We start from the raw sequence: 24251 nt of genomic DNA, 5'->3' as shown, positions 1-24251 counted from the left end.
GCGGAGGCGAGGGCCGCTGGTGCGGCGGCGGCGGGCGCCGCCGCGGGCGCGGTGCCTGCTCCGGCAGCCGCAGCCACTGCCTCGATCCCCTCGGAGGACACAGAGATCGCGGGCACGACCCCCTCGACGATCGGCAGCGACGCGCTGGAACGTTCGCCGGCGCCCTCGACCTCGACGGAGAGCGCACCGGAACCCTCGATCACGCGTTCCGTCCACGTCGAGACGCCTGCACCGCCGATCGAGGTCGAACCCGAACGCACCACGATCGGACCTCGCACGACGACTCGGGCCGAACCCGCACCCTCGTCGCGCACGACGAGCACGAACGGCGGAGTGGCGCCTAGCCCCTGTGCGGTCAGTCGATCGAGTACGCGAGCGGTCGGGTCTCCTGAAGCGAAGTCGGTCCAGAGCGTGGCGAGCTCACTCGCCGCCTCGACGGGAACGACGAGGATCACGCCCCCGCGAACCGCCGCGAACCACGCGGCGTCGGGGTCATGCTGATACGTCGCCATTGTCGCCTCCCGATGTGCGTGGCCTCGTGTCTTCTGCGGCACGCGAGAGTCGGCTTCGACGATCTCGCGTGGTCTCGTCGTCGTCGTCGCCGGCCGCGCCGAGCTCGGATTCGACGACGATCGCCGTCACGTTGTCTCGCCCGCCGTGAGCGAGCGCCGCGTCGACGAGCTCGCCGGCGAGTCCGGCCGCGTGCCCGGTGTCGCCGACGAGCACTCGGGCCATCCCGTCTTCGTCGACCTCTTTCGACAGGCCGTCGGAGCAGATCAGGAAGACCTGGCGGCCGGCCGCGGGGATCAGCCAGACATCGGGATCGACGAAGTCGTCGGCCCCTATGGCCCGGGTGATGACGTTGCGCTCGGGATGCCGCTCGGCCTCATCGGCCTGGATGAGCCCCGCGTCGACGAGCTCCTGCACCGCGGAGTGGTCGACGCTGAGCTGCTCGAGACGGCGGCCGTCCCACGCGTAGACACGCGAGTCGCCGATGTTGAAGACCATCCAATGGAATCCGGAGCCGTCGCCCGCGTCGACGAGGGCGACTCCGGCGAGCGTCGTGCCGGCGACCGCGGTGCCCTCTTCGCCGGCCTCGCTGAGTGCGCGCACGGCCTCGTTCGAACTGTGGATCGCGTCGAGCACCTGCTCGGGAGACGACGGCTTGCCCGACTCGAGGTGGCGGCGGAAGGTCTCGATCACCGCGCGGCTCGCGGCATCGCCCCTTGCGTGGCCGCCCATGCCGTCGGCGACGAGATAGACGGGCGCCTCGGCGAGGAACGAGTCCTCGTTGACCGTGCGGACCCGCCCCACGTCGGTGCGCGCGCTGTGCGCGATGAGCGCAGATCCACGCGGCAGCGCGACGACGCCCTCGCCATCACCCGACACGATTCTCCTCGAAGCAGCTGTCTACCGGGCGCCGGCCCGAGCACCCCACGGGGGCGCCGCCCACCCACGCTAGCAACTCCCGCGTCATCATGCCGAACCCCTGTGGATGTGTCGCCACTAGCGCTGGTGCGAATCCTCGGTGAAATGCGGCACTTCGTCCATGAGCTTGTTGCCGCGCTTGTTCGCGTCGACGCGGGCCTTCACGAGGCTCGCCACGGTCGCAACGGCCATCGCCGCCAAGATCACGAAGAGCGACATCCAGGTCGAGATCTCGGGCGCCCACTCGATGTGCTCGCCGCCGTTGATGAACGGGAGCTCGTTGCCGTGCATGGCGTGCAGCACGAGCTTCACGCCGATGAACGCGAGGATGAACGCGATGCCGTACTTCAGGTACTCGAGGCGCTCGAGCAGGCCGCCGAGGAGGAAGTAGAGCTGGCGCAGGCCCATGAGCGCGAACACGTTCGCGGTGAACACGATGAACGGGCTCTGCGTGATGCCGAAGATCGCCGGGATCGAGTCGAGCGCGAAGAGCAGGTCGGTCGTGCCGATCGCGACGAAGACGATGAGCATCGGCGTGAAGAACTTGCGGCCGTCGATCACGGTGCGCAGCTTCACGCCGTCGTACTCGTCGGTGAGGCGCACTCGCTTGCGCAGCATCCGCACCACGAACGTCTCGGACTCCTCGTCTTCGTGGCTGTCGCGCACTTGCTGAATTGCCGTCCAGACGAGCCAGGCGCCGAAGATGTAGAAGATCCACGAGAAGTTCTCGATGAGCGAGGCGCCGAGCAGGATGAAGATGCCGCGGAGGACGAGCGCGATGATGATGCCCACCATGAGCACCTCCTGCTGGTACTTCCGGGGCACCGAGAACCTCGCCATGATGATGACGAAGACGAACAGGTTGTCGATCGACAGGCTGTATTCGGTCAGCCAGCCGGCGAGGAACTGCCCGCCGTGCTCGGCGTCGCCCAGCACGAACATGAGCCCGGCGAAGACGAGCGCGAGCGCGACGTAGAACACCACCCAGAGCGTGGACTCACGCAATGAGGGCACGTGCGGCCGCTTGAGGACGAGGAGCAGGTCGCCGACGAGGATGAGCGTCAGGACGACGAGGGATCCGATTTCGAACCAGATGGGAAGGTCGAGTTGCACAGGGGGCCTTTCGAGGATTCGGGGGACGGCGGAATCCGAAAGTCTCTCCCTGCGCTGCCAGTGCAGCCTCCACGACCGGAGCGGCTGCGGCGGCGCTCGTATTGACGAATCGTGAATCGAGACGGATGCCTCGCGGGATACTCCCCTTCGCTCGCACGAGTCTAGCCGACCCGACCACCTAGACTCGAACCCCATGATCCGAGGAGAGAACGCTTGAGCGCCACCAAGACGCCGCCCCCTTCCCCCGACTACCGCATCGCCCCATGGTCGAGCGCCGTGGGCCTCCTGATCTTCTTCAGCCGCTGGCTGCAAGCACCGCTGTACCTGGGCCTCATCGTCGCGCAGGCCGTCTATGTTGTCGTCTTCATGATCGAGTTGTGGCATCTCGCCGAGGAGGTCATCTTCCACCCCGAGGAGATCACCGAAGCCGGCATCATGCTGTCAGTGCTCGGCCTCATCGACGTCGTGATGATCGCGAACCTGCTGATCATGGTGATCATCGGCGGCTACGAGACGTTCGTCTCGCGCATCAAGGTCGACGGCCACCCCGACCAGCCCGAGTGGCTGAGCCACGTCAACGCCAACGTGCTCAAGGTCAAGCTCGCGATGGCGATCATCGGCATCTCGTCGATCCACCTCCTCAAGACCTTCATCGAGGTCGGCGACATGCGCAACGGCGTGTCCGACGCGGACGAGACCGGGGAAGGCTACACGTCCGAAGGCGTGATGTGGCAGGTCATCATCCACTCGGTGTTCATCCTGAGCGCGCTCGCGCTCGCGCTCATCGACCGGATGTCGTTCCACAAGGTCGCGCCGCACGACACGCTCGGCGCAGTGCCGGTGGCGTACCCCGGTGCGCGACGCGGGCTCGACGAGCTCGAGGAGCCGTTGGAGCTGACCTCGAGCGCACGCGAGCGCTGAGGTTCAGGCGGATGCCGCGTCGCGACGGCGTGGCATTCGCCTGAACTCGGCTCATTCGAGCCGTCGAGCCGGAAATGCCGAATGCCCTCGCGAAACGCGAGGGCATTCGTGGTGTTGTCTGACAACTCAGCGTGACCCCAGCGGGATTTGAACCCGCGCTGCCGCCGTGAGAGGGCGGTGTCCTAGGCCGCTAAACGATGGGGCCGAATTGACAACTTGAAGAGTATGACACAGGCGCCGGGCCGCCGCAAAATCGATGCCGGGCGCGGCATCCGACGACCTCACCTGAAGATCGACACGGCGCCCGGAACAATCTCGACCTCGATCGGAAGCGGCCCGATGCGCTCGCCGTCGGCGTACGCGACGATGTCGTCGGCCTCGATCCGCACGTGCCTCGCGGGCACGAACTCGACCGCCGGATGATCGGTGTGCCGGCCCGCGAAGACCTTCGGGAAGACCGCGATGAGACCGGCCCGCGAGAGCGGATGCACGATGAACACATCGAGCAGCCCATCGGTGAGATCGGCGTGCGGCACGATCTGCATGCCGCCGCCGAACGACGAGTTGTTCGCGACCGAGACGAGCATCGCGCGCTGCGTGCGGGGCACCCCGTCGATCGTGAGCGTGTAGGTGCGCGGCCGGAACGTGGCGAGCTCGCGCACGAGGGCGATCGTGTAGCGGCTCGCGCCGCGCGGCCGCGACATCCGATTCGACCGCTCGTTCACGACCGCGTCGAATCCGGTCGAGACGACGTTCGCGAACCAGGTTCGCAGCTCGCCGGGGCGGATGACTCCCGCGTCGATCGCGTGCGGCGGGCGACCGACGGCCGCGACGAGCGCCTCGATGGCGGCGGCCGGGTCGTCGTGCGGCAATCCCAGGCCTCGAGCGAAGTCGTTGCCGGTGCCAGTCGCGACCATGCCGAGCGGCACGCCCGTCTGCGCGACGAGGTTCACGCCGAGCGACACGATGCCGTCGCCGCCGACCACGATGAGCCCGTCGGTCCCCTGGGCGAACGCCGACTCGGCCTCACGCCGCAAGAGCTCGAAGTTGGCCTCGCGCAGCATCGCGACCTCGAAACCCTCACGTGTCAGCCGCTCGACGACCGCAGGACCGACCGCGCGGTTGCGACCGAACGAGGCGGCCGGATTGACGGCCACGAGCAGGCGCCGCGGGGGTCGTGTCATGGTGCGATTCTGGCAGCCCACCGGGTTGCGGACCGAGCTCCGGTCGGTGTTGTCTCGAAGTATGCGCCTCACCAAGCTCGAACATGCCGCACTCGTCGTGGAGGACTCCGGAGACAAGCTCTACATCGACCCGGGGTCGTACACGACGCCGATCACGGAGTCGAGCGGCGCGGTCGCCGTCGTGATCACGCACGAGCACCCCGACCACTGGACGCCGGAACAGCTCAGCCGCATCGTCGAGGCGAACCCGGGCGTGCGCATCTTCGGCCCGGCAGGCGTCGCTGCGGCGGCAGCGGCGTTCCCGGTCGAGACGGTCGCAGCCGGCGACGAGGTCGAGGTCGGCCCCTTCCGCTTGCGATTCTTCGGCGGTCGCCACGCCGTCATCCATCCTTCGGTGCCCGTGATCGACAATGTCGGCGTGCTCGTGAACGAGTCCCTCTACTTCGCGGGCGACTCGTTCACCGTGCCCGACGGAGTGGAGGTCGACGTGTTGGCGGTGCACGCCAACGCGCCGTGGATGAAGATCAGCGAGGCGATGGACTACGTCGTCGCGATCGCTCCCAAGCGCGCGTTCCCGACGCACGAGATGCTGCTCTCGCGCGTCGGCAAGTCGACGGCGAACGTGCGCCTGCAGTGGGCGACCGAGCAGGGCGGCGGCGAGTACCTGCCGCTCGAGCCCGGTGACACGATCGACTTCTGAGCGCTCGCCGGCTTCCTGACGCCGAACCCGGCAGTCACCGATCAGTCGGGGCCGCGACCGCCGTTCCCGTTTCCATTCCCGTTGCCCGGTCCCTCGTCGGCGCCGCCGCCGCCGCCGCCTCCGTCGCCACCGCCTTGGTCAGGCGCTCCCTGCTCTTCCGCGGGCGCGGATGGCGGCGGCCCGACCGGCGCCGGCCCGATCTCGGTGAACCCGTCGCCGCCGTACTTCGCGGCGGCCACCGACATCACCGCCGGCCACATCCGGTGCCTTGCGGTGGCCGCCTGTCCGCTGTCGAAGAAGATTCCCCGCTGGTTCGCCGCGCCGTTGACGCTCACCACGGCGGCGACGGTCGCGACCTTGGAGCTCGCCCCGACCATCCAGGTGTCCTTCGCGCCGTCGGTCGTGCCGGTCTTGCCGATGAGCGGCACGCGAGGATTCGTACCCTGATTCGACGCCTGCGCCGTCCCGCTCGTCATCACCTGGCCCAACGCGAAGTGCATGCCCGCGGCCACCTCGGGTGAGACCGACTGGGTGCACGTCGACTTCGGGGCGGGAATCTCCGCACCGTCGCGGACGATCCGATCGATGGCGATGGGGGTGCACGTGACGCCGTTGTTGGCGATGCCGGCGAAGGCGACGGCCATGCTGAGCGGGGCGACCTCGTTGGTGCCGATCACCGACGCCGGGCTCTGCACAAGCGGGTCGCCATCGGCCCGATGCATCCCGAACGCCTCGGCGGTCTTGCGGATGCCGCAGAGGTCGAGTCGCTTCGCCATGCCGATGAAGCCCGTGTTGATCGAGGCGATCGTCGACTCCAGGGCGGTGTAGTTGGCGCCGGCTTCGTTGGCGTCGTTCCGTGGGTTCCACTCGGGCTCGGCGAGGTAGGGCCCGTTGCAGCTGTCACCGAAGACGCCCCAGTTGCTCTTCGGCCGTGAATCGACTCGTTCGGCGAGGCTATGGCCCTCGTTGAGCCATTGCGCGAGCGTGAACACCTTGTACGACGACCCCGGCTGGAACCCGCGCGACCCGCCGTGGGTGAAGTCGGTGTTGTAGTTGATGCTCGTGAACTGCGGACCCGACTGCAGCACGGCGGGGTCTTGACTGTAGGTCTTGTTCTGCGCCATGGCGAGCACGCGCCCGGTGCCGACCTGCACGCTCGAAACGACGGCGCCGACGTCCCATCCGGGATACACCTGCGGCACGTTCTGGCCGATCGTGGCCTCCGCGGTGTTCTGGAGGTCGAGGTCGAGGGTCGTGTAGACGTCGTACCCGCCGCGGCGGAAGTTCAGGAACCGCGTCTCCTCGTCTTCGCCGAAGACGGGATCGTTCTGGAGGATGTTCTTCACGTAGTCGCAGAAGTAGGCGCTTCCGCCCGCCGTCTGGCATCCGGTGCTCGGCTCTTTGATCGCAGGCTGCACCGGAGTGGCGACGGCCTCGTCGTACTCGGCTTGCGTGATCTTCTTCTCGGCCAGCATGGCCCCGAGGATGTAGTTGCGCCGGTCGAGGTTGGCGGCGTAGCCGTTGGCGGCGCCGTTCGTCTCGCTGTCTGGCTTATCGAGCTGGAACTTGACGGGGTTGTTCACGATGGCCATCAACGAGGCGGCCTGCGCGAGGGTGACGTTCGCGGCGCTCGTGCTGAAGTAGTAGTTCGCCGCCGCCTCGACGCCGTAGACGGTTCCGCCGAATCCGGCGATGTTCAGGTAGCCGAGGAGGATCTCGCTCTTGCTGTATCGCTTCTCGACGCCGATCGCGAGCCGCATCTCCTTGAGCTTGCGGTCGATCGTGGTCTCGGTGACCTTCTCGTAGCAGCCGGCCTTCTCCTCCTCGTCGGCGGCGTTCCGCTCGCATTCCTGCACGCGCACGTTCTTCACGTATTGCTGGGCGATCGATGATCCGCCCTGGGTCTCCCGGCCAGCGGCGGTGGTGACGGCAGCGCGGATCGTGCCCTGCACGTCGACGCCGCCGTGTTCGAAGAACCGCGGGTCCTCGCCGGCGACCGCGGCGTCCTTCACGTACCGGCTGACGGCGTCCCAGCCGACCTCGACGCGGTTCTGGTCGTAGAACGAGGCAAGAAGCAGCGGTGTGCCGTCTGATGTCGTCGCGTAGATGTTGCTCTTCTCCGAGAGCTCGTCGATCTCGAGGTAGCTCGGCAGGTTCTCGAACATGCCGATGGTGCCGGATGTCGCCATGCCGACGGTCGCGAGCGCGGGCGTCATGCCGGCGACGACGAGCATCGCGGCGCCGGAGCTCGCGACGATGAGCCCGACGAATCCGCCGATGACACCGCCGAACGTTCTGGTCTCGGCGAAGTCGCGGTTGCGCTTGTTCCGCGTGACCATGCGGGTGACAGAGCGCTTGCTCCGGGTGACCATGCGGGCGACCGAGCGCTTGCTGGGGGTGGACATTGGAATCATCACCCCCAAGCCTCTTCACCCGCGTACGACGATGCGATCTGGCGCCGCGGGCTCCATGCCCCAGATCGTGTCATCGTCTCTATGCAACTGTAACGCGGGCACGTTGTCGAGTGGGTTGCATCCTGGGCCTCGATCGCTTCGAACGACCGGCCACTGCGGGCGAGTACCGCCTCAATCGGGCAACGCAGGGTGCCTACCCGGTGGAGATTCTGGTCGTGCACCTCAGCGTGCGTTCATGAGTCATGCGGTTCGAGGAGAATCTCGCAGGCCCACGGGTCCAGTTGAATTCGCGTGCCGGCCGGCACTCGCTCACCCCGCCGGTCCATGTCTCTGGGAGTCGTGAATCCTGCGATCGCCGCCGACCAGTTCGAGAGGAACCAGACCCGAGCGCTGTACGCCGTGCCGGACACCACGGTCACCTCGGGCGTGGCCTGCCAGCTTCTGGACAATCGCGACGGGACCGCCCAGTCGAGGATCGAGCGGGCGAGATCGGTGTCGGGCACCGTTCCCACATACGTCACTCGCCCCGAGCCGAAGACATTGGTGGTGACAGCGGGGCGCCCGGCGTAGATGCCCGACTCATACGTCATCAGCGCTTCGGCCTCGGCGAGCTCGAGCGAGTCTGCCCACGATGTTGCCGTACCGGGTCCATCAAATCCCGGGACGCTCGCTCGAATACCGACTGCGTTGTCGAGGTTCGAGTACTCCTCGTAGGTGATCCCGGCCGCCTGGGCGAGTGGTCCCGGGGCGACGTCCACGCGTGCGCGGGCGAGTTCGTCGCCGTAGCCGGTGCGGATGCCGAGCACGAGGTGTCCCCCGGCGCGCGCGTATTCCACCAGGTAGGACAGTTCTGCGTCGCTGGCGACATACAGCGACGGGACCACGAGCACTGGATGGACCCTGACCAGCTCAGCTGGATCCAGCTGGAGCAGCTGGCTGGGATGAATGATCCGGGACTGCAGCCCTGCCTCGAATGCGCCCCGATAGAAGGCGTCGAATATGCGGAGATACGACGTGACGTCAGGACCGCCGTCGGCGTCTGCAAGTGGCGGGTAGAACTCGAACGTGTGCTTCGTGTCGGTGGAGTAGACGAACGCAACATCCGAGTCGGGGACGTACCCGGCAAGGTGCGGCTCGATCTCACGAATTCGAGCGCCGAGATCGGAGACCTCCGCGTAGATTCGCCCGGGCTTCCCGCTGTGAGGAAGGATCCCGCCCCAGTAGGTCTCGATGCCGAATGGCAAGGTCTGCCACTGCCAGTATTCGATCATCCTGGCCCCGCGAGAGATCAGGGCGAACGCGGCGAGCGCGATCTGTCCCGGGAAAGGAGGGTGGTTCTGCCAATGCGACTGGCCAATCGATTGTGCATTCGTCTCGGTGACGAGGAAGGGCGCTTGAGCGGTCGAGAACATTCGATCGCCCTGCTCGAACAGTCCCCATACACCGGATGACCACCACAGCTCGGGCCGCGGCACCTCCACTCCTATCCGGAGTCCGTCCTGCATCTTGTAGTACGGATTGCCGGCGGTGAGATCGAGGTCGCGGACGAACTCGACATCGTTGACCGCGGGTCGCTCGTAGGAAATGCAGGTCGTCACGAATTGGTCGTCACGAGCGTATTCACGGACGATGTTCGCTTGCCAGGAGATGAACTCGGTGACGATCTCGGCCTGATAGCGGCGCCACTCGAGGGCGTACTGAGGTGAGTGATTTCCGTCCGGAGCCCACAAGTCAGACCAATCGCGCAGCACGTGGGACCAGTACACGAGTCCCCACTGGCGATTGAGCTCTTCGACAGTTCCGTACTTCTTGCGCAGGTAGTCGAGGAACCCCTCGAAGGCGTCGCGGTTGTGAAGCAGGTAGAGCCCCGGCTCGTTGTCGACCTGGAAGCCGATGACGGCGGGATGCCGGGCGTAGCGACTCGCGACTGCACGGATGACCCCTTCCGCGTGTGCTCGGAAGTCCTTGTTCACGTAGTTGATCTCCTGCCTGCCGCCCCAAGGCACGCGGCTTCCCGTCGCGTTCTCGGCGGCGATCTCGGGATGCAGCTTCTGGAGCCACTGCGGCACGGCATAGGTCGGCGTGCCGACGATCACATCGATGCCGCGAGCGGCGGCACCGTCAAGCACTGGCAACAACCATTCAAGGTCGTACTCGCCCGGTTCCGGCTCCCAGGTCGACCAGACCGACTCCCCCACGCGGATCACGGAGAAGCCGGCATCCACCATCAGATCGAGGTCATGGTCGAGGCTTCCGCTTACTCGATACTCGTCGTAGAACGCGGCCCCGAAGAGGATGCGCCCCGCAAGTTCAGCGCGATTGGTCATGAGCCGCTCCAGTCCAGGGCTTGTTTCCATCAAGTGATTCGTCAGGGGGATCCGTTGAGCGCCGATGGAGAGAGCTGAGGGTAGTGTCCAAGCCAATGGCATCGATAACATTAACCATTGACAACATCGGACTCTAGATGCCGACATCGGGTCGCGCAAGTTCAGCGTTGCCACGCGCACGATGAGTAGAATTTCCGAGACGGCAGCGCCTTGGGCCGCCGAAGGGAGGCATAACCGTGGTTCCCGATAATGCACACTCCGACAGGCCCGCAACGGTCCACGATGTTGCCAGCCGGGCAGGCGTTTCGGCGCAGACCGTATCCCGTCTGGTGAAGGGGTACGAGGGCATCCGACCAGCGACGCGTGAGCGTGTTCAGACGGCGATCGAGGAACTGGGGTACCGCCCGAATCGCGCCGCTCGACTATTGCGCACGAGGAGGTCGAATCGGATTGGCGCGCTCGTCCACAACATGTTCGAGCGCGGACCCGGCCAGCTTCTCCGGGGCGCCGCGTCGGAGGCGCGAGCATCGGGCTATTCGTTGAACATCGTCGGCATCGACGGCCTGGATGAATCATCGATCGACGAAGCTCTCGACCTGTTCGAAGAGGAGCAGGTCGCAGGAATATTCGTCGTCACCCTGACCGAGGAGCTGAGAGCAGTCGTGCAACGACGCTCGTCGGATATCCCGATCATCGTTGACCCAGCTGAATCCGCCGGCCCGATCCCGACAACGGGCGAGAGCGGGGGGCGCATGGCGGCCCAGCATCTGTTGGCCTTGGGCCATCGGCGGCTGGGCTTCCTTGGAGGGCCCCGGGAGTGGCTGCCCTCTGAGCAACGCAAGGAGAGCTTTTTCATTGAGCTGCTCAGAGGTGGAGCGACCGTCGTCGCGGAGTGGCCCGGAGACTGGACACCGGAGGCAGGAGCGAGTGCGGCGCAGGCATTCGACCCACGGTCGGGGATCACCGCGATCTTCGCTGCCAACGACGCGATGGCCATAGGTCTCATGCACGGACTCGCACTGAGAGGGATACGCGTTCCCGCTGAGGTGAGTGTCGTCGGATTCGACGACATTCCAGAAGCAGCGTATGTGATACCGGAACTCACGAGTGTGCACCCCAACTTCGAGGATGAGGGTCGGAATGCGATCAACGCGTTGCTCGCCCGCATCGAACAACGGCCCCCGAGCCCGATCATCCATCCGGGTAGCGAACTCATCGTTCGCGGCTCGACCGGCCCGGCCCCATCCGCATGAGGCTGGTCAGCCCGGTATCTCAGTAACGAGCACGGGCAACGCGTGCACGTCCGAACTGAGACGCACGGCGAGTCACGGGGTCGCCTGCGCTACCGCAGGCGACCCCGTCGGCCGACCGTGGGATCGTCGCTCAGTCGCGTGTCCCCGCGAGCGCGGTGCTCCGACGCTCGACCCGTGAAACCACAAGGTCGACGACCGCCACTCCGGGAGAGGGGAGGACGAGATTGGACCCATCGACGTGCTCTCCGACCACGGTGTGTGCACTACCGAAGCTCGAGATATCGACTGGCCGTGGCGATCTGTTTCTGAGGAACACGGTATCGGAGGACCCGTCGGTCCGGATCATCAGTTCCACCTCGCCGCGCAATGCCTCAGGAAGTTCGCTCTCGAGGAGCGCACCTTCAGCTACGCGACTGATCTGCTGCGCTCGGCCGCCCTCGTCCAGGTCCGATGAAACGTAGGAGGCAGAGCCCGCCCCCGTTGCCAGCGTGGTGATCGCCGCTCTCCCGGCGAGGTCGCCATCCGCGTAGGAGGCGACGATCTCGACAGAGGGATCGATCACGTCGACTCGTTCGGTCCAGACCCTTGACCGGGCGCCGTTGCTCAGCACGGTGGATTCGCCTTCGAGAAGCGGCCGGATCTCCTGAACCCGGATCCCGGTGAGCTCGCGCAAAGGCCCAGGGTATCCATCAAGCCAGACATGGTCGTTCTCGTCGACGATGCCGGAGTTGTACGTCACGAGCAGATGGCCCCCGCCCCTGACAAAAGCGTCCAGCCGCTCGGCGAGCGGCGCGGGAAGTACATGAAGGGCCGGCGCAACGACGACCGAGTAGCCTTCGAATGTACTGCCCGCCGGGCGGACGTCAGCTCGCAAGCCCGCATCGAGGACCGCCCGATACCAATCCAGCACTTCGTCCCGATACCGGAAGCGGTCGGTGTGATGCGAGTCCTGTTCGCTTGCCCACCACGACTCCCAATCGAAGAGAATGGCGATCCTCGCAGGCTTGCGCCTGGTACCTGCTACACCGGTGAGCGAGGTCAGTGTCTTGCCGAGTTCGACGACATCGTGGAAGACGTCCGAGTGTTCGCCGGCGTGCGGGAGCATCGCGGAGTGGAACTTCTCCGCGCCCGCCCGTGACTGCCGCCATTGGAAATAGCAGACCGCGTCAGCACCGTGCGCGACATGGGAGAGTGCATCCGCTGCGAGCTCGCCGCGCGACTTCGCGACGTTCACCGGCTGCCAGTTCACGGCGCTCGTGGAGTGCTCCATGAGGAACCACGGCGCACCCTGGGCCAGATTTCCGGTCAAGTTGGCGGAGAACGACAGCTCGTCCCGGGATGTGGGCTTGGTGGACACGTAGTGATCGTTCGAAATGAAGTCGACCTCGGGTGCCCAGTCTGCGAAGTTCATCGCCTTGATGTCGTCGAACACCATGAAGTTCGTCGTCACCGGGATGTCGGGAGTCCACCGCCGGAGGACATCCCGCTCGGCTCGAAGGTGCTGTTTGAGGGCGTCCGAGGAGAAGCGCTTGAAGTCGAGCTGCTGCGATGGGTTTGGATGCGCAGCAGCCAGTCGCGGCGTCAGGATCTCATCGAAGGTCGAATAGCGCTGCGACCAGAACGCGGTGCCCCACGCTTCGTTGAGCGTTGCTATATCGCAGTAGCGCACGCGAAGCCAGCTGCGAAAGGCTGCTGTCGCATCCGCTGAGTGGTCCCAGGCGTTGTGGCAGCCGAGTTCGTTGTTGACATGCCAGGCCGCCAGTGCAGGATGGGTTGCGTATCGCTGCGCCAACTGCTCCACAAGGCCCAGGGCAAACTCGCGAAACACGGGAGAAGTCGGACGCCAATGCTGCCGAGCACCGGGGTACAACGTCTCACCACGCTCCGTCACCGGCAGGATCTCGGGATACGCCGTGGTGAGCCATGGAGGAGGTGACGCGGTGGCGGTGGCGAGATCCACGGCGATCCCGTTCGCATGGAGAAGATCCAGGACGTCGTCCAACCAGCCGAAATTCCATTCGTTCATCGATGGTTGCAGCTGCGCCCAAGAGAAGATCCCGACGGAAACGATATCGACTTGGGCGAGGCGCATCAGGCGGACGTCTTCCGTCCAGTACTCGCGTGGCCACTGATCCGGGTTGTAATCGGCACCGAATGAGATGCGGCGAGGTGCGTTTCCACCTCGACCGAGCCAGCGCGCCTCTCTCATTGATTCAGGCAATGGGTTTCGTTCCTCTCAAATGGTGATCGGGGTGAATCGACGGCTGATGACGGACGGCTGCGGGCGCCGGAGCTCGGCTCCGGCGCCCGCAGTGGAGGCGCTACTCGCTCGCCGTGAACCCCTGTGAGTTGCCGTAGGTGATGAGGTTGTCCTGCCATGCCAGGAGACCTGTGTTCAAGTCGCTGCGGTTCGCGTAGGCCTGGCCGACCGTGTCGGCGAAGACGCTGTTCGCGTAGACCTGGAACGGGAGGTACTCCCAGCCGTCAACCACGTTGGCGGACGCATCGACGAGTACCTTGTTGATCTCCTGGCCGCCGAAGTACTCGGGGGTGGCATTGAGGAACTCATCGGCGTTGAGCTGCGCAGTGGTCGATGGGAAGCCGCCGTTCTCCAGGAACACGTCGACGCTCTCGTCCGAGCTGTTCAACCACCGCAGGAATGCGGCGGCGAGAGCAGGGTTCTTGCTCTGCTTGATCACTGACTGTGCGCTTCCGCCGTTCTCGGCCGTGGCAGCGGATCCGTCGTAGCTCGGAAGCGGTGCGACACGCCAGTGCCCTGCGCCTTCCGGAAGCGATGACTCGAGCACTCCCGGCATCCATGCACCGGTGACGATGGTCGCCAACGATCCGTCGCCGAGCGCTTTGTACCAGTCGTCGCTCCAGGTTGGGATGTCGGAGAGCAGGCCGGGCTCCAGGAGCTGGTTCCAGGTGTCTGCCCAGCGTTTGGTGCCCTCATCCTGGAGGTTGATGGTCACATCGGTACCATCCGCCTGGTACGGGTGACCTCCTGCCTGCCAGATCAGCGGCTGAGCGAACCCGGGGTCGCCGGCATCGTTGGTGATGTACTTCGACGGGTCTGCTTCGTGCAGCTTCGCCGCCGTGGCGATGTACTCGTCCCACGTTGTCGGCACGGACAGACCGAACTGGTCGAAGACGGTCGTGTTGTAGAACATCACCATCGGCCCGGAATCCTGGGGCAGACCGTAGATCCCACCGTTGAGGTTGACTGCGCTCCAGGTTGATGGCGTGTACTTGTCCTCGAGCTCACCGAAATCGTACGAGGACAGATCGAGCAGGCCTTCGGATAGGGCGAACTGCTGGATTGCGTAGTACTCGATCTGTGCGACATCGGGCGCACCGGAACCCGCGGTGATCGCGTTCTGCAGCTTGGTGTACTGGTCGGTTGCGGTACCGGCGTTGACGACCGTGACCTCCACGTTCGGGTATTCCTTCATGAAGGCCTCGGCTTGCGCTTCACCTGAGGGCGTCCACGTCCAGTACGTCAGCTCACCGCCCTTCTCAAGCGCCGCGTCGAGGTCGGAGGCCGATCCGGCGCCAGCGCCGGCACCCGGCCCGGTGCTGCATGCCACGAGCGACATCGCGGCGAGGCCGGCAACGGCGAGGGCCGCCGCTCCGCGGCCCCGGCGTGGCCCCTTGTTGAGATTGAACATGTGATTTCCTTTCACTTCCTTGTGTGAGGGTGCAGGTCACCCCGGTGTTTCCGAGAGAGAGGGCTGGTGCTGTCCGAGCGGTGCTCTCGATCACTGCTTGACGCTTCCAGCGCTCAGGCCCGATTGCCAGAAGCGCTGCAGGAACAGGAAGATGATCACGATGGGAACGATCGTGATGAGCGACCCGGTGATCACGAGGTTGTAGATGGGCTCCGCCGCGACACCGCTGGCCTGTGAGCTCCACTGGTTCAGGCCGACGGTGAGCGGGTACCAAGCTGGGTCGCTGAGCATGATCAGCGGCAGGAAGTAGTTGTTCCACGTCGCCACGACCGAGAACAGCGCCACCGTCACGACGCCCGGGGTGAGGAGCTTGAGGGAGATGGTGAAGAAGGTGCGCAGCTCGCTTGCACCGTCAAGCCGTGCGGCTTCCAGCAGTTCGGTCGGGACGGAGTCGATGGTGTACACCCAGATGAGGTACAGGCCGAACGGGGTGATCAGCGACGGGATGATGATCGACCAGGGCGTGTTCGTCAGTCCCATCTGGCTGAACAAGAGGAACGTCGGCACGGCCAGCGCGGTCCCGGGGACTGCGACTGCGCCGAGTACCACTGCGAAGTAGAGCTTCTTGCCGGGGAACGTGAACTTGGCGAGTCCGTAGCCGGCGAGGGTGGCGAGCAGGGTGGCGCCGCCGGCGCCTGCGACGACGTAGAGGAGCGTGTTTCCGAGCCACCGGAGGAAGATCCCATCGCGGTAGGTGAAGGTCGCGACGATGTTGTCCCAGAGCGCGAAGCTGTCGCCGAACCCGAGCCCGAACGTGGTGAACAGGTCTGCCTGGGTCTTGCTGGCGTTGATGACGAGCCAGAGCAACGGCACGACCGCGTAGATCAGGAAGAGCAGCATGACGACCGTCAGCGCCGCCGATTTCCTCGGGCGGGTGATCGAGAACCCTCGTCGTGCCTTCGGGTTCACCGTTCGGAGGGAGGTGGTCATCGGTCTTCCTTCCGCGTGCCGCGCAGCTGCACCACGTAGGCGATAACCGCGGTGATCACGCCCATGATGATCGCGACCGTTGCCGCGTAGTTGAACTGCTGTCCGGCGAACGACAAGTTGTAGGCGTACATGTTGGGGGTGAAATACGACGAGATGACGTTCTCGGCCAACGGCTTCAGCACGTTCGGTTCGTTGAACAGCTGGAAGCTTCCGATGATGGAGAAGATCGTGGCGATCACGATCGCTCCCCGCGCCGCTGGGATCTTGATGGCCTTGATCACCTGGAAGCCGCGTGCGCCGTCGATCTCCGCAGCTTCGTACAGCTCGGCCGGGATGGTCTTGAGCGCGGAGTAGAAGATCAGCATGTTGTAGCCGATGTACTCCCAGGTGACGATGTTGCCGATCGAGGCCAGGATCCATTGGCCTGAGAAGGGCCGCAGCACGTCGGTGCCGAGGAGGTCGTTGATGTTGGCAGTCAACCCGAAGTTGTTCCCGTACATGAATCCCCAGATCAGGACCGCCACCACGGCGGGCACGGCGTATGGGAGGAAGATCACCATTCGGAAGACACCCGACGCGTAGAGCCGGGCGCTGTCGATGGCAAGGGCGGCGACCAGGGCGAGCGCCAGCATGATGGGTACCTGCACGAGCAGGAAGAGCACGACCCGGATGAAGCCGTTCCAGAACTGCGGATCCGACAATGCGGCGACATAGTTCTCGAAGCCGACGAAGCTGTTGCCACCGACCATCCGGTTCTGGAACAGGCTGAGGTAGAGCGCAAATGCCAGCGGCGCGATGAACACGAAGACGAACACGAGGGCGAACGGCCCCACGAACTGCCACCCCTGCCATTCTCGCCTTGGCTTGCGTACCCTTTGGCCCAGCGCTTGGGACGTCTCGGGCGACGTTGCTCGCATAGATCTACTCAATTCGGCTTGCCGCTGCCGATGGCAACGATAACAAAACGGACGTAAGCGAGTATCTGGGTTCAGCGCGCAAAAGGCAAGCCGGCCGAAGGCAGCTCTTGTCATCGATAACATTCTGGCCTATCGTCTCCAGCGTGGCCGACGTTGCCGTCCCCACTCAGACCGCTTCCGTACCAGAACAAGACGGAATCGCGACGGACCTCGTGTCCATCGTTCGGTCGGGCTCGGCGTCGGTCATCCTTCGACGAATGGTCGTCGAATCCGAGTACGACTCAACGAACCAGGGCAAGGGAGACCATGAGTACATCGAAGACGAAGAAACTGGCGAGGGCGCTCGGTGCCGTCCTCGCCGGGACGGCACTGGCGGTGGCACCGCTGGTGACCGCGAACGCGTATTCTCCGACGCCCGAAGTGCTCTACGAGCTGTCCGCTGACGAAGCATGCCTGAAGGGCCGGGGCAACTGCGTCATCTACCCGAAGACGGCGCAGACGCCGAGCGGCAGGTTGGTCACCGCCTTCGAGAAGGCAACCGCCGTGACGTACGCCGACGGCACGACGGGAGCCGTCGGCGAGACGATGCCGGTCTGGGCGAGCGACGACGACGGCACGACGTGGCGACACCTGGCGGATGTCCCCTCGCCGGCCGAACTGTCGGATGACCCGGCGCACGACACCTACACGAGCAACTGGACGAGCCCGTTCCTGTACACGCTCCCCGAAGCCGTGAGTGATCTCGCGGCGGGCACATTACTGTTAGCGAGCACCGTGACCGGCGAGGACGAGTTCTATCGCGAGCAGAAGGCCGCCGACCCCGACTGGGTGCCGAGCAACGACGGCGACCGCCGCAATCTCGCTCTCGCGCTGTATTCCAGCGTCGACGACGGTGTGACCTGGGAATTCGAGAACATCATCGCGACCGGCGGTTGGCAAGGCGGCAGCGCTGGGGCCACGGGCGTCAACGTCTCGCAGGCGAACGTGCACAAGCAGGTGGACCCGGTCTGGGAGCCGTACCTGATGGTGCACGAGGGCCAGCTCGTCGCCTACTACTCCGACGAGAACGACTACCTCGGCTACGACCCGGCCACCGGCGTTCCGATCCTCGATCCCGCGAACGACACCGCCGCTGACTCGAAGGCGCAGGTCCTGGTCCACAAGACGTGGGATGGCAGGGGCACCGCCTGGAGCCAGCCGGTGATCGATGTCGCCGGACCGACGTTCGCCTGGAACGGCGGCGAGCAGATCGGCCGCGGACGCCCCGGCATGACGACCATCGCGCCGACGACCGACGGCAAATGGCTACTCACCTACGAGTACTGGGGCGGCGGCGCCAACGTCCGCTACAAGATCGCAGACGATCCGCTGAAGTTCTACACGGTCGGCGGTGCCGAAGGATTGTCCATCGGTCAGCTTCCCGTCGATCAGGGCTCGCGAGCTCTTCCGCAGGGCGGCAGCCCGGTCACCATCGCGCTTCCCGACGGCCGCATCGCGTACAACGCCGCCGGCAGCGGCAGCGTCTGGATCAACGACGGCTCCAGTGGCGGCGCATGGACGGAGTACCAGACGACCGTCGGAGCCGGCTACAGCCGAACCCTCCAGCACGTGGCGGGAACGGGACGCGTCCTCATTCTGCAGGCGAGCTGGGGCGGACCCGGAAGCCAGGCGATCATCCGACACGCCGACGTCGACTTCGGATACTCAGAGGGCGCCTACTACCGCATCGTGAACCGCAAGACGGGCCAGGTTATCGGCACCAGCGACAGCACGAACGACGCGAACCTCGGGAACGCCGACGAACCCGATGTCCGACTCGAGGATCTCGGCGCAGTCTCGAACGGGGCGACGCAGTACTGGCACCTCACGGAGAAGGACGGCGGTACCACGACGCTGCTCAACATGTCGGGCGGACGCGAGGCCTCGATCTGGACCGGAAACGCCACCGTCGGACAGCGGATCGGGCAGTGGGTCGACCACCGCAAGGTCGGGCATTGGAAGATCGTCGAATCCAGTGATGGGTACGTGAAGTTCCAGTCCTCGGCGAACCCGAGTGTCTACCTGACCGGACCGAACGCCGGCGCTCCGCTCACCTTGCAGAACGCGCTCGCTGACGGTTCACAGGAATGGCAGATCGTCGAGGGAGTTCCGCAGGATCTGCTCAAACTCGCCACGTCGGCGACGACGCGCTGTGTCGCCAAGAAGGCGCACGTGGAGATCACCGTCCGCAACGATGACGACACTCCGGCCGATGTGTCGATCACGACGGTCTACGGAACGAAGTCGTTCCCCTCGGTGCATCCTGGGCAGTCGGTGTCGGCCGACTTCCGAACGCGTGCTGGGTCGATGCCGGCAGGCACTGCCGATGTGAACGCGACCGAGCCGGGCGGTCCGGCCACGTTCGACAGCGAGGTGGCATACGCCGCCGCGAACTGCAAGTAGAACGCGACGGCAGCCACGAACGAACGGGCGGATGCTTCGGCATCCGCCCGTTCCTTCGAGGCATCGCACTGCACGTCTGGAACGATTCTCCGGGCGCCGGTAGGGTCGCAGTTGTGCTCGACGATGATCGCCTTCACCAGTTGGCTACCGAGCTCTGTGCGGTGCGTGGGGTCCAAGCGATCGCGCTCGGAGGGAGTCGAGCACGCGGCACACATCGGCCGGATTCCGATGTCGATCTGGGCCTGTATGTCGACGTGAACGTCGACGTCGCTGCGCTCGGGGATGTCGCCCGTCGATGGACAAGCTCAGATGTCTCGATCGCGCCGCGAGGGGGCTGGGGTCCGTGGGTCGACAGCGGAGCATGGCTCATCGTCGACGGTGTCGCGGTCGACCTCATCCTTCGAGATGTTGCGCGGGTTGCTGAGCAATGTGCACGGGCTGAGCGCGGCCAATTCGCTTTTCACGTTCAGCCCGGCCACCCCTTGGGGTTTCTCGATATCGCCTATGCAGGCGAAGTCGCGATGTGCGTGCCGCTGTGCGATCCGAACCGGCTTCTCGAGGACCTGGCTCGGAGTGTCACGCCCTACCCTGAACCATTGCGTACTGCACTGCTTGCAAACTTGTGGCAGGTGGACTTCCTGCTCGATGCCGCGGACAAGGGGGCCAAAGGGACCGATGTCGCGTATGTGGCGCTCTGCGCGGCCACCGCCACGATGCTCGCGGCCCATGGATGGCACGCCGCAGCTGGTCAGTGGGTGACGAACGAGAAGGGGCTTATTCCAAACGTTGCCCGTCTACCCATGGACACGAACGGTTTCAGCTCCTCGGCGGCCACTTTGCTCGGCGCTTTGGGTTCCACTACGGACGAAATCTTGCAGACGATCGCAAAGCTGCGCGAGCTGCCGCGCCCGGTCTCTGGCGTCGTTTCTGGTAATTTGGCCTGAAGAACAGTGAAGGCGCAGGCCCGGCAGTGGGTGAAACTGCCGCGGATTCCTGCGCCTGTGAGAGCTGGGGTACCTGGACTCGAACCAAGAACAACGGTACCAGAAACCGCCGTGTTGCCAATTACACCATACCCCAATGGCGTGAACCGAAGCTCGCGCCGACATGCAACTCTAGCCTACCGATCGCACCCGGTCCAAACTGAGCGCGCGTCGCAGCGCGAGGCTCAGAGGGGGCCGAGCAGGTCGCGGTTGAGGGTCGCCGCCGGGGCATCCCACGCCGACTCGGGCCCTTCGCTCATGCCGTGAGCGCCACCAGTCGGTCGATGCGTTCGAGCGAGTCGATCTTGCCGAGGATCTGCATCGACTCGAAGAGCGGCGGTGAGACGCGACGACCCGAGATCGCGGTGCGCACGGGGCCGAATGCGACGCGCGGCTTGAGGCCCAGGCCGTCGACGAGGGCGCCGCGCAGCGCCTCCTCGATCTGTTCGTGCGTCCATGCCTCGGCGGGCAGCCGCTCGAGGGTGTCGCGAGCCGCGTCGAGCACCGACCGGGTGTCGGCCGGCAGTGCTGCGACGGCCGCCTCGTCGTACTCGAGGCCCGCGGCATCCGTGAACAGGAAGCCCAGCATGCCGGGCGTCTCACCGAGCAGGGTGATGCGCTCCTGCACGAGCGGTGCCGCCTCGACGAGGACCGCCTCTTCACCTGGGGTGATCGGGGTGGAGACCGCGCCGGCGACCTGGAGGTAGGGCACCGTGCGAGCCACGAACTCGGCGACGTCGAGCCGGCGCAAGTGGTCGCCGTTGATCGCCTCGGCCTTCTTCAGGTCGAATCGCGCGGGGTTCGGGTTCACGTCGGCGACGTCGAACTTCGCGATGAACTCCTCGCGGCTGAAGACGTCGCGATCGGCCGAGAAGCCCCAGCCGAGCAGGGCGAGGTAGTTGAGCAGTCCCTCGGGGATGAATCCGCGGTCGCGGTGGTGGAAGAGGTTCGACTCGGGGTCGCGCTTCGAGAGCTTCTTGTTGCCGTCGCCCATCACGTAGGGCAAGTGGCCGAAGCGGGGCACGAAGGGCGCGACGCCGATGTCGATCAGCGCGTGGTAGAGCGTGATCTGGCGCGGCGTCGACGAGAGCAGGTCTTCGCCGCGCAGCACGTGCGTGATGCCCATGAGCGCGTCGTCGACGGGGTTCACGAACGTGTAGAGCGGCGCGCCGTTCGGGCGCACGGCCACGAAGTCGGTCGTCGAACCGGCTGGGAAGTCGATGCGGCCGCGCACGAGGTCGTCGAACGCGATCTCGACGTCGGGCACCCGCATGCGGAGCGCGGGCTCCCGGCCCTCTGCGCGGAATGCCGCGCGCTGTTCGTCGGTGAGGTCGCGATCGAAGTTGTCGTAACCGAGCTGCTTCGGCCGGCCGGCGGCCTCGTTGCGCGCGTCGATCTCGTCGGCCGTGGAGTAGCTCTCGTAGAGGTGGCCGGCGGCCTTCAGCTTCTCGATGATGTCGGCGTAGACCTCGCTGCGCTGCGACTGGCGGTAGGGCGCGTGCGGTCCGCCGACGCCGACGCCCTCGTCCCAATCGAGGCCGAGCCACGTGAGCGCGTCGACGAGCTGCTCATAACTCTCTTCACTGTCGCGAGCGGCATCGGTGTCTTCGATGCGGAACACGAACGTGCCGCCGGTGTGCCGCGCGTACGCCCAGTTGAAGAGGGCCGTGCGGACGAGGCCGACGTGCGGCGTGCCGGTGGGTGAGGGGCAGAAGCGCACACGGATGTCGCTGCCGGTGGCGGTGGTCGTGGGGTGAGCTGTCTCAGGCATACGCCTCAATGGTAGCGAGGCGCGACCCTCGCGGAATCGCGCGTTCGGTGCGACGTCGCTCAGCCGGCCGCGAGCGCCTGCAGGGCGGCGAGGGTCGCGCCGATCGCGGGCACACGCTCGGCCCCGCGAGCGGTCACGAGATGCAGCGAACGCACGTCGGCTCGAGCGGTCGGCCGGGTCACGATGCCCGGATGCCGCGGCGACGCCTCGAGCGCGAGCGCGGGCAGCAGCGCGACGCCGAGCCCTTGCGCGACCATGCCCTCGACGGCGACGAAGTTGTCGGTCTCGAACGCGATCCGCGGCGTGAAGCCCGCAGCGCCCGCGAGCTCGAGCAAGTGGCCGCGGCAGCGGGGGCACCCGGCGATCCACGGCTCGCCCGCGAGCCGATCGAGCTCGACGACGTCGGATTCGGCGGCGGGATGCCCCTCGGGCAGCACGAGCTGCATCGGCTCATCGGCATAGGCGCGCACGTCGAGACCCCGCGCGCTCGCCCGGTGCGGGTCGTCGCGATCGCCGGGATAGCTGAAGGTGATCGCGAGATCGGCGCGGTCGGCGCGCACCGCGTCGACCGCCTCGGGCGGCTCGGCCTCGACGTACGTGACCGCGACGCCCGGATGCTCGCTCGCGAGCGCCGCGATGAGCCGCGGCACGAGCGTGGCCGACGCCGAGGGGAACGCGACGAGCCGCACCCGGCCGGCACGGAGTCCGCGGATCTCGGCGAGCTCGCCCGCTGCGGCCTCGAGCGCCGTGGTGACCGTGGACGCATACCGGGCGAGCACGCGGCCAGATTCGGTGAGGCGGATGCCGCGACCCACTCGCTCGACGAGCGCGATGCCGGTGCGCTCCTCGAAGCGCTGCAGTTGCTGACTGACGGCGGGCTGGCTGTAGCCGAGAGATGCCGCCGCGGCCGTGAGCGATCCATGTTCGGCGATCTGGCGCACGACGCGCACGGTCTGCAGGTCGAGGGTGGACGCAAGGTGTTCCACGGAGGCGTCGGACATGCTCGAATCATAACTCCACGGCATGCATTCGATCACTCACCTGTTCTTGTCGAATGGATGGCACGCCGCCGAGACTGGTCGCATGCACCCAGCTCGCGCGCACTTCGCCCCCGGCCGCGGCTACCTCGCGGCCTGCACGCTCGGACTTCCCGCCGACGTCACGCGTGAGGCCGTACGCCGCGACCTCGAACGGTGGTCGACCGGCGCCGCGACGGCCGCCGACTACTCCGCCGTGCTCGAACGCGCCCGCGGGCATGCCGCGACCCTCCTCGGCACGACGCCCGACCGCGTCGCCACGGGCTCGCAGGTCTCGGTGTTCGCCGGGCTCGCCGCGGCATCCGCCCCGAGCGGAGCCGAGGTGCTGTGCGTCGACGGCGACTTCTCGTCGATCGTCGCCCCCTTCCTCGCGCGCGGTGACCTCCGCGTGCGGCACGTGCCAGTGGGCGACCTCGCCGACGCCGTCACGGCACGGACGTGGCTCGTGTCGTTCTCGCTCGTGCAATCGGCCACCGGGGAGGTGGCCGACGCGGCATCCGTGGTGGCCGCCGCCCGATCGGCCGGCGCGCTCACCCTCGTCGACACGACGCAGGCCACGGGGTGGATGCCCACGACCGGCCTCGGCGCCGACCTCGTCGTGTGCCACTCCTACAAGTGGCTCTCGGCTCCGCGCGGAGCGGCGTTCGCGGCCGTCTCCGATCGCGTGCTCACCGAGTTCAGGCCGCACGTCGCCGGCTGGTACTCGGGCGACGACCCGTGGGCCTCGTGCTACGGACCCGAGCTGTACCTCGCAGCCGGGGCACGCCGATTCGACGTCTCCCCCGCGTGGCACGCCTGGGCGGGTGCCGAGGCGGCCCTCGGGTTCACCGCGTCGCTCGACCTCGAGGAGGTGGCGCGGCACGATGTCGGGCTCGCGAACGCGTTCCGCGAGCGGATCGGGCTCGCGGCATCCGACAGCGCCATCGTCACCTGGCCCGACGAGTACGGCGACGAGCTCGCCGCGCTCGGCGCCGCCGGCATCACGGCGTCGGGCCGAGCCGGCCGCGCTCGCGTCGCCTTCCATCTCTGGAACGACGACGACGACGTCGAACTTGCCGCTCGCGCGCTCGGGCACTGAGCCGCGGCCGCGGGGGCCTTCG

The 24251-nt window shown here is 66.2% G+C and carries 17 protein-coding genes, 2 tRNA genes and 1 pseudogene; 6 read left to right on the top strand and 14 right to left on the bottom strand.

Annotation, left to right across the window (positions count from 1 at the left end; translation table 11 throughout):
- The 3 genes and pseudogenes from ESP51_RS12235 to ESP51_RS12225 form a co-directional block, all read right to left on the bottom strand.
- Positions 1-512: pseudogene (locus ESP51_RS12235) on the bottom strand (hypothetical protein); the annotation flags it as partial.
- On the bottom strand, positions 493-1389 hold the full coding sequence (locus tag ESP51_RS12230; protein ID WP_241843143.1) for a PP2C family protein-serine/threonine phosphatase: 897 nt from the start codon (positions 1387-1389) through the stop codon (positions 493-495). The pseudogene ESP51_RS12235 and the gene ESP51_RS12230, both read right to left, overlap by 20 nt.
- Before the next feature lie 117 nt (positions 1390-1506).
- A complete protein-coding gene (locus ESP51_RS12225; RefSeq protein ID WP_129521176.1) occupies positions 1507-2541 on the bottom strand; it encodes a TerC family protein in 1035 nt (344 codons plus the stop codon).
- A 213-nt stretch (positions 2542-2754) separates the two neighbouring features.
- Here ESP51_RS12225 and ESP51_RS12220 point away from each other — a divergent pair, with 213 nt between their 5' ends.
- Positions 2755-3462 (top strand): TIGR00645 family protein, encoded by a 708-nt coding sequence (locus tag ESP51_RS12220; RefSeq protein WP_241843142.1) that lies wholly within the window; start codon positions 2755-2757, stop codon positions 3460-3462.
- Between the two features lie 132 nt (positions 3463-3594).
- On the opposite strand, the gene ESP51_RS12215 is transcribed toward ESP51_RS12220, so the two are convergent.
- Positions 3595-3667: transfer RNA gene (locus ESP51_RS12215), tRNA-Glu, on the bottom strand.
- Positions 3668-3743: 76 nt separating this feature from the next.
- On the bottom strand, positions 3744-4646 hold the full coding sequence (locus ESP51_RS12210) for a diacylglycerol/lipid kinase family protein (protein ID WP_129521175.1): 903 nt from the start codon (positions 4644-4646) through the stop codon (positions 3744-3746).
- A 61-nt stretch (positions 4647-4707) separates the two neighbouring features.
- Between ESP51_RS12210 and ESP51_RS12205 the strand changes: the two genes are divergently transcribed.
- Entirely contained in the window at positions 4708-5346 is a 639-nt protein-coding gene (locus tag ESP51_RS12205; RefSeq protein WP_129521174.1) for an MBL fold metallo-hydrolase, read from the top strand.
- 41 nt (positions 5347-5387) lie between these two features.
- Here the strand turns inward: ESP51_RS12205 and ESP51_RS12200 are convergent, their stop codons facing one another.
- Entirely contained in the window at positions 5388-7751 is a 2364-nt protein-coding gene (locus ESP51_RS12200; protein ID WP_164990502.1) for a transglycosylase domain-containing protein, read from the bottom strand.
- A 242-nt stretch (positions 7752-7993) separates the two neighbouring features.
- Positions 7994-10360: a beta-galactosidase gene (locus ESP51_RS12195; protein ID WP_241843141.1), complete on the bottom strand. Its 2367-nt coding sequence runs from the start codon at positions 10358-10360 to the stop codon at positions 7994-7996.
- Here ESP51_RS12195 and ESP51_RS12185 point away from each other — a divergent pair.
- A complete protein-coding gene (locus tag ESP51_RS12185; protein ID WP_164990501.1) occupies positions 10324-11340 on the top strand; it encodes a LacI family DNA-binding transcriptional regulator in 1017 nt (338 codons plus the stop codon). The genes ESP51_RS12195 and ESP51_RS12185 overlap by 37 nt on opposite strands.
- A 130-nt stretch (positions 11341-11470) precedes the next feature.
- On the opposite strand, the gene ESP51_RS12180 is transcribed toward ESP51_RS12185, so the two are convergent.
- The 4 genes from ESP51_RS12180 to ESP51_RS12165 form a co-directional block, all read right to left on the bottom strand.
- Complete coding sequence (locus ESP51_RS12180) at positions 11471-13549, bottom strand: beta-galactosidase (protein ID WP_129521171.1); 2079 nt, start codon at positions 13547-13549, stop codon at positions 11471-11473.
- 112 nt (positions 13550-13661) lie between these two features.
- Positions 13662-15011 (bottom strand): ABC transporter substrate-binding protein, encoded by a 1350-nt coding sequence (locus ESP51_RS12175; protein WP_129521170.1) that lies wholly within the window; start codon positions 15009-15011, stop codon positions 13662-13664.
- A gap of 90 nt (positions 15012-15101) precedes the next feature.
- Positions 15102-16001 carry a carbohydrate ABC transporter permease gene (locus ESP51_RS12170; protein WP_129521169.1) on the bottom strand — a complete coding sequence of 300 codons (900 nt, stop codon included), beginning with the start codon at positions 15999-16001 and terminating at the stop codon, positions 15102-15104.
- On the bottom strand, positions 15998-16918 hold the full coding sequence (locus tag ESP51_RS12165) for a carbohydrate ABC transporter permease (protein ID WP_129521178.1): 921 nt from the start codon (positions 16916-16918) through the stop codon (positions 15998-16000). The genes ESP51_RS12170 and ESP51_RS12165 overlap by 4 nt, the downstream gene beginning before the upstream one ends.
- A 306-nt stretch (positions 16919-17224) precedes the next feature.
- Between ESP51_RS12165 and ESP51_RS12160 the strand changes: the two genes are divergently transcribed.
- Entirely contained in the window at positions 17225-19360 is a 2136-nt protein-coding gene (locus ESP51_RS12160) for an RICIN domain-containing protein (protein WP_129521168.1), read from the top strand.
- 113 nt (positions 19361-19473) lie between these two features.
- Positions 19474-20304, top strand: a complete 831-nt coding sequence (locus tag ESP51_RS12155; RefSeq protein WP_241843139.1) for a nucleotidyltransferase family protein — start codon at positions 19474-19476, stop codon at positions 20302-20304.
- Between the two features lie 64 nt (positions 20305-20368).
- On the opposite strand, the gene ESP51_RS12150 is transcribed toward ESP51_RS12155, so the two are convergent.
- The 3 genes from ESP51_RS12150 to ESP51_RS12140 all read right to left on the bottom strand — a co-directional run bounded on the left by ESP51_RS12150 (position 20369) and on the right by ESP51_RS12140 (position 23115).
- Positions 20369-20440, bottom strand: a tRNA-Gln gene (locus ESP51_RS12150).
- A gap of 159 nt (positions 20441-20599) precedes the next feature.
- A complete protein-coding gene (gltX, locus tag ESP51_RS12145) occupies positions 20600-22114 on the bottom strand; it encodes a glutamate--tRNA ligase (RefSeq protein WP_129521166.1) in 1515 nt (504 codons plus the stop codon).
- A 59-nt stretch (positions 22115-22173) separates the two neighbouring features.
- Entirely contained in the window at positions 22174-23115 is a 942-nt protein-coding gene (locus ESP51_RS12140; RefSeq protein ID WP_241843138.1) for a LysR family transcriptional regulator, read from the bottom strand.
- 82 nt (positions 23116-23197) lie between these two features.
- Between ESP51_RS12140 and ESP51_RS12135 the strand changes: the two genes are divergently transcribed.
- Complete coding sequence (locus ESP51_RS12135; RefSeq protein ID WP_129521164.1) at positions 23198-24229, top strand: aminotransferase class V-fold PLP-dependent enzyme; 1032 nt, start codon at positions 23198-23200, stop codon at positions 24227-24229.
- The last annotated feature ends 22 nt before the right edge of the window (positions 24230-24251 follow it).

The sequence above is a fragment of the Agromyces albus genome (assembly GCF_004134825.1).
GTDB classification, from domain to species: domain Bacteria; phylum Actinomycetota; class Actinomycetes; order Actinomycetales; family Microbacteriaceae; genus Agromyces; species Agromyces albus.
The sequence above is the reverse complement of the archived record's forward strand: the minus strand, read 5'-3'. Positions and strand labels throughout refer to the sequence as shown.

Coding starts and splice junctions, on each gene's coding strand:
- ESP51_RS12210 (WP_129521175.1), bottom strand. CDS start 4,646: ATGACACGACCCCCGCGGCGCCTGCTCGTGGCCGTCAATCCGGCCGCC.
- ESP51_RS12205 (WP_129521174.1), top strand. CDS start 4,708: ATGCGCCTCACCAAGCTCGAACATGCCGCACTCGTCGTGGAGGACTCC.
- ESP51_RS12200 (WP_164990502.1), bottom strand. CDS start 7,751: ATGTCCACCCCCAGCAAGCGCTCGGTCGCCCGCATGGTCACCCGGAGC.
- ESP51_RS12180 (WP_129521171.1), bottom strand. CDS start 13,549: ATGAGAGAGGCGCGCTGGCTCGGTCGAGGTGGAAACGCACCTCGCCGC.
- ESP51_RS12175 (WP_129521170.1), bottom strand. CDS start 15,011: ATGTTCAATCTCAACAAGGGGCCACGCCGGGGCCGCGGAGCGGCGGCC.
- ESP51_RS12170 (WP_129521169.1), bottom strand. CDS start 16,001: ATGACCACCTCCCTCCGAACGGTGAACCCGAAGGCACGACGAGGGTTC.
- ESP51_RS12165 (WP_129521178.1), bottom strand. CDS start 16,918: ATGCGAGCAACGTCGCCCGAGACGTCCCAAGCGCTGGGCCAAAGGGTA.
- ESP51_RS12160 (WP_129521168.1), top strand. CDS start 17,225: ATGAGTACATCGAAGACGAAGAAACTGGCGAGGGCGCTCGGTGCCGTC.
- gltX (WP_129521166.1), bottom strand. CDS start 22,114: ATGCCTGAGACAGCTCACCCCACGACCACCGCCACCGGCAGCGACATC.
- ESP51_RS12140 (WP_241843138.1), bottom strand. CDS start 23,115: ATGTCCGACGCCTCCGTGGAACACCTTGCGTCCACCCTCGACCTGCAG.
- ESP51_RS12135 (WP_129521164.1), top strand. CDS start 23,198: ATGCACCCAGCTCGCGCGCACTTCGCCCCCGGCCGCGGCTACCTCGCG.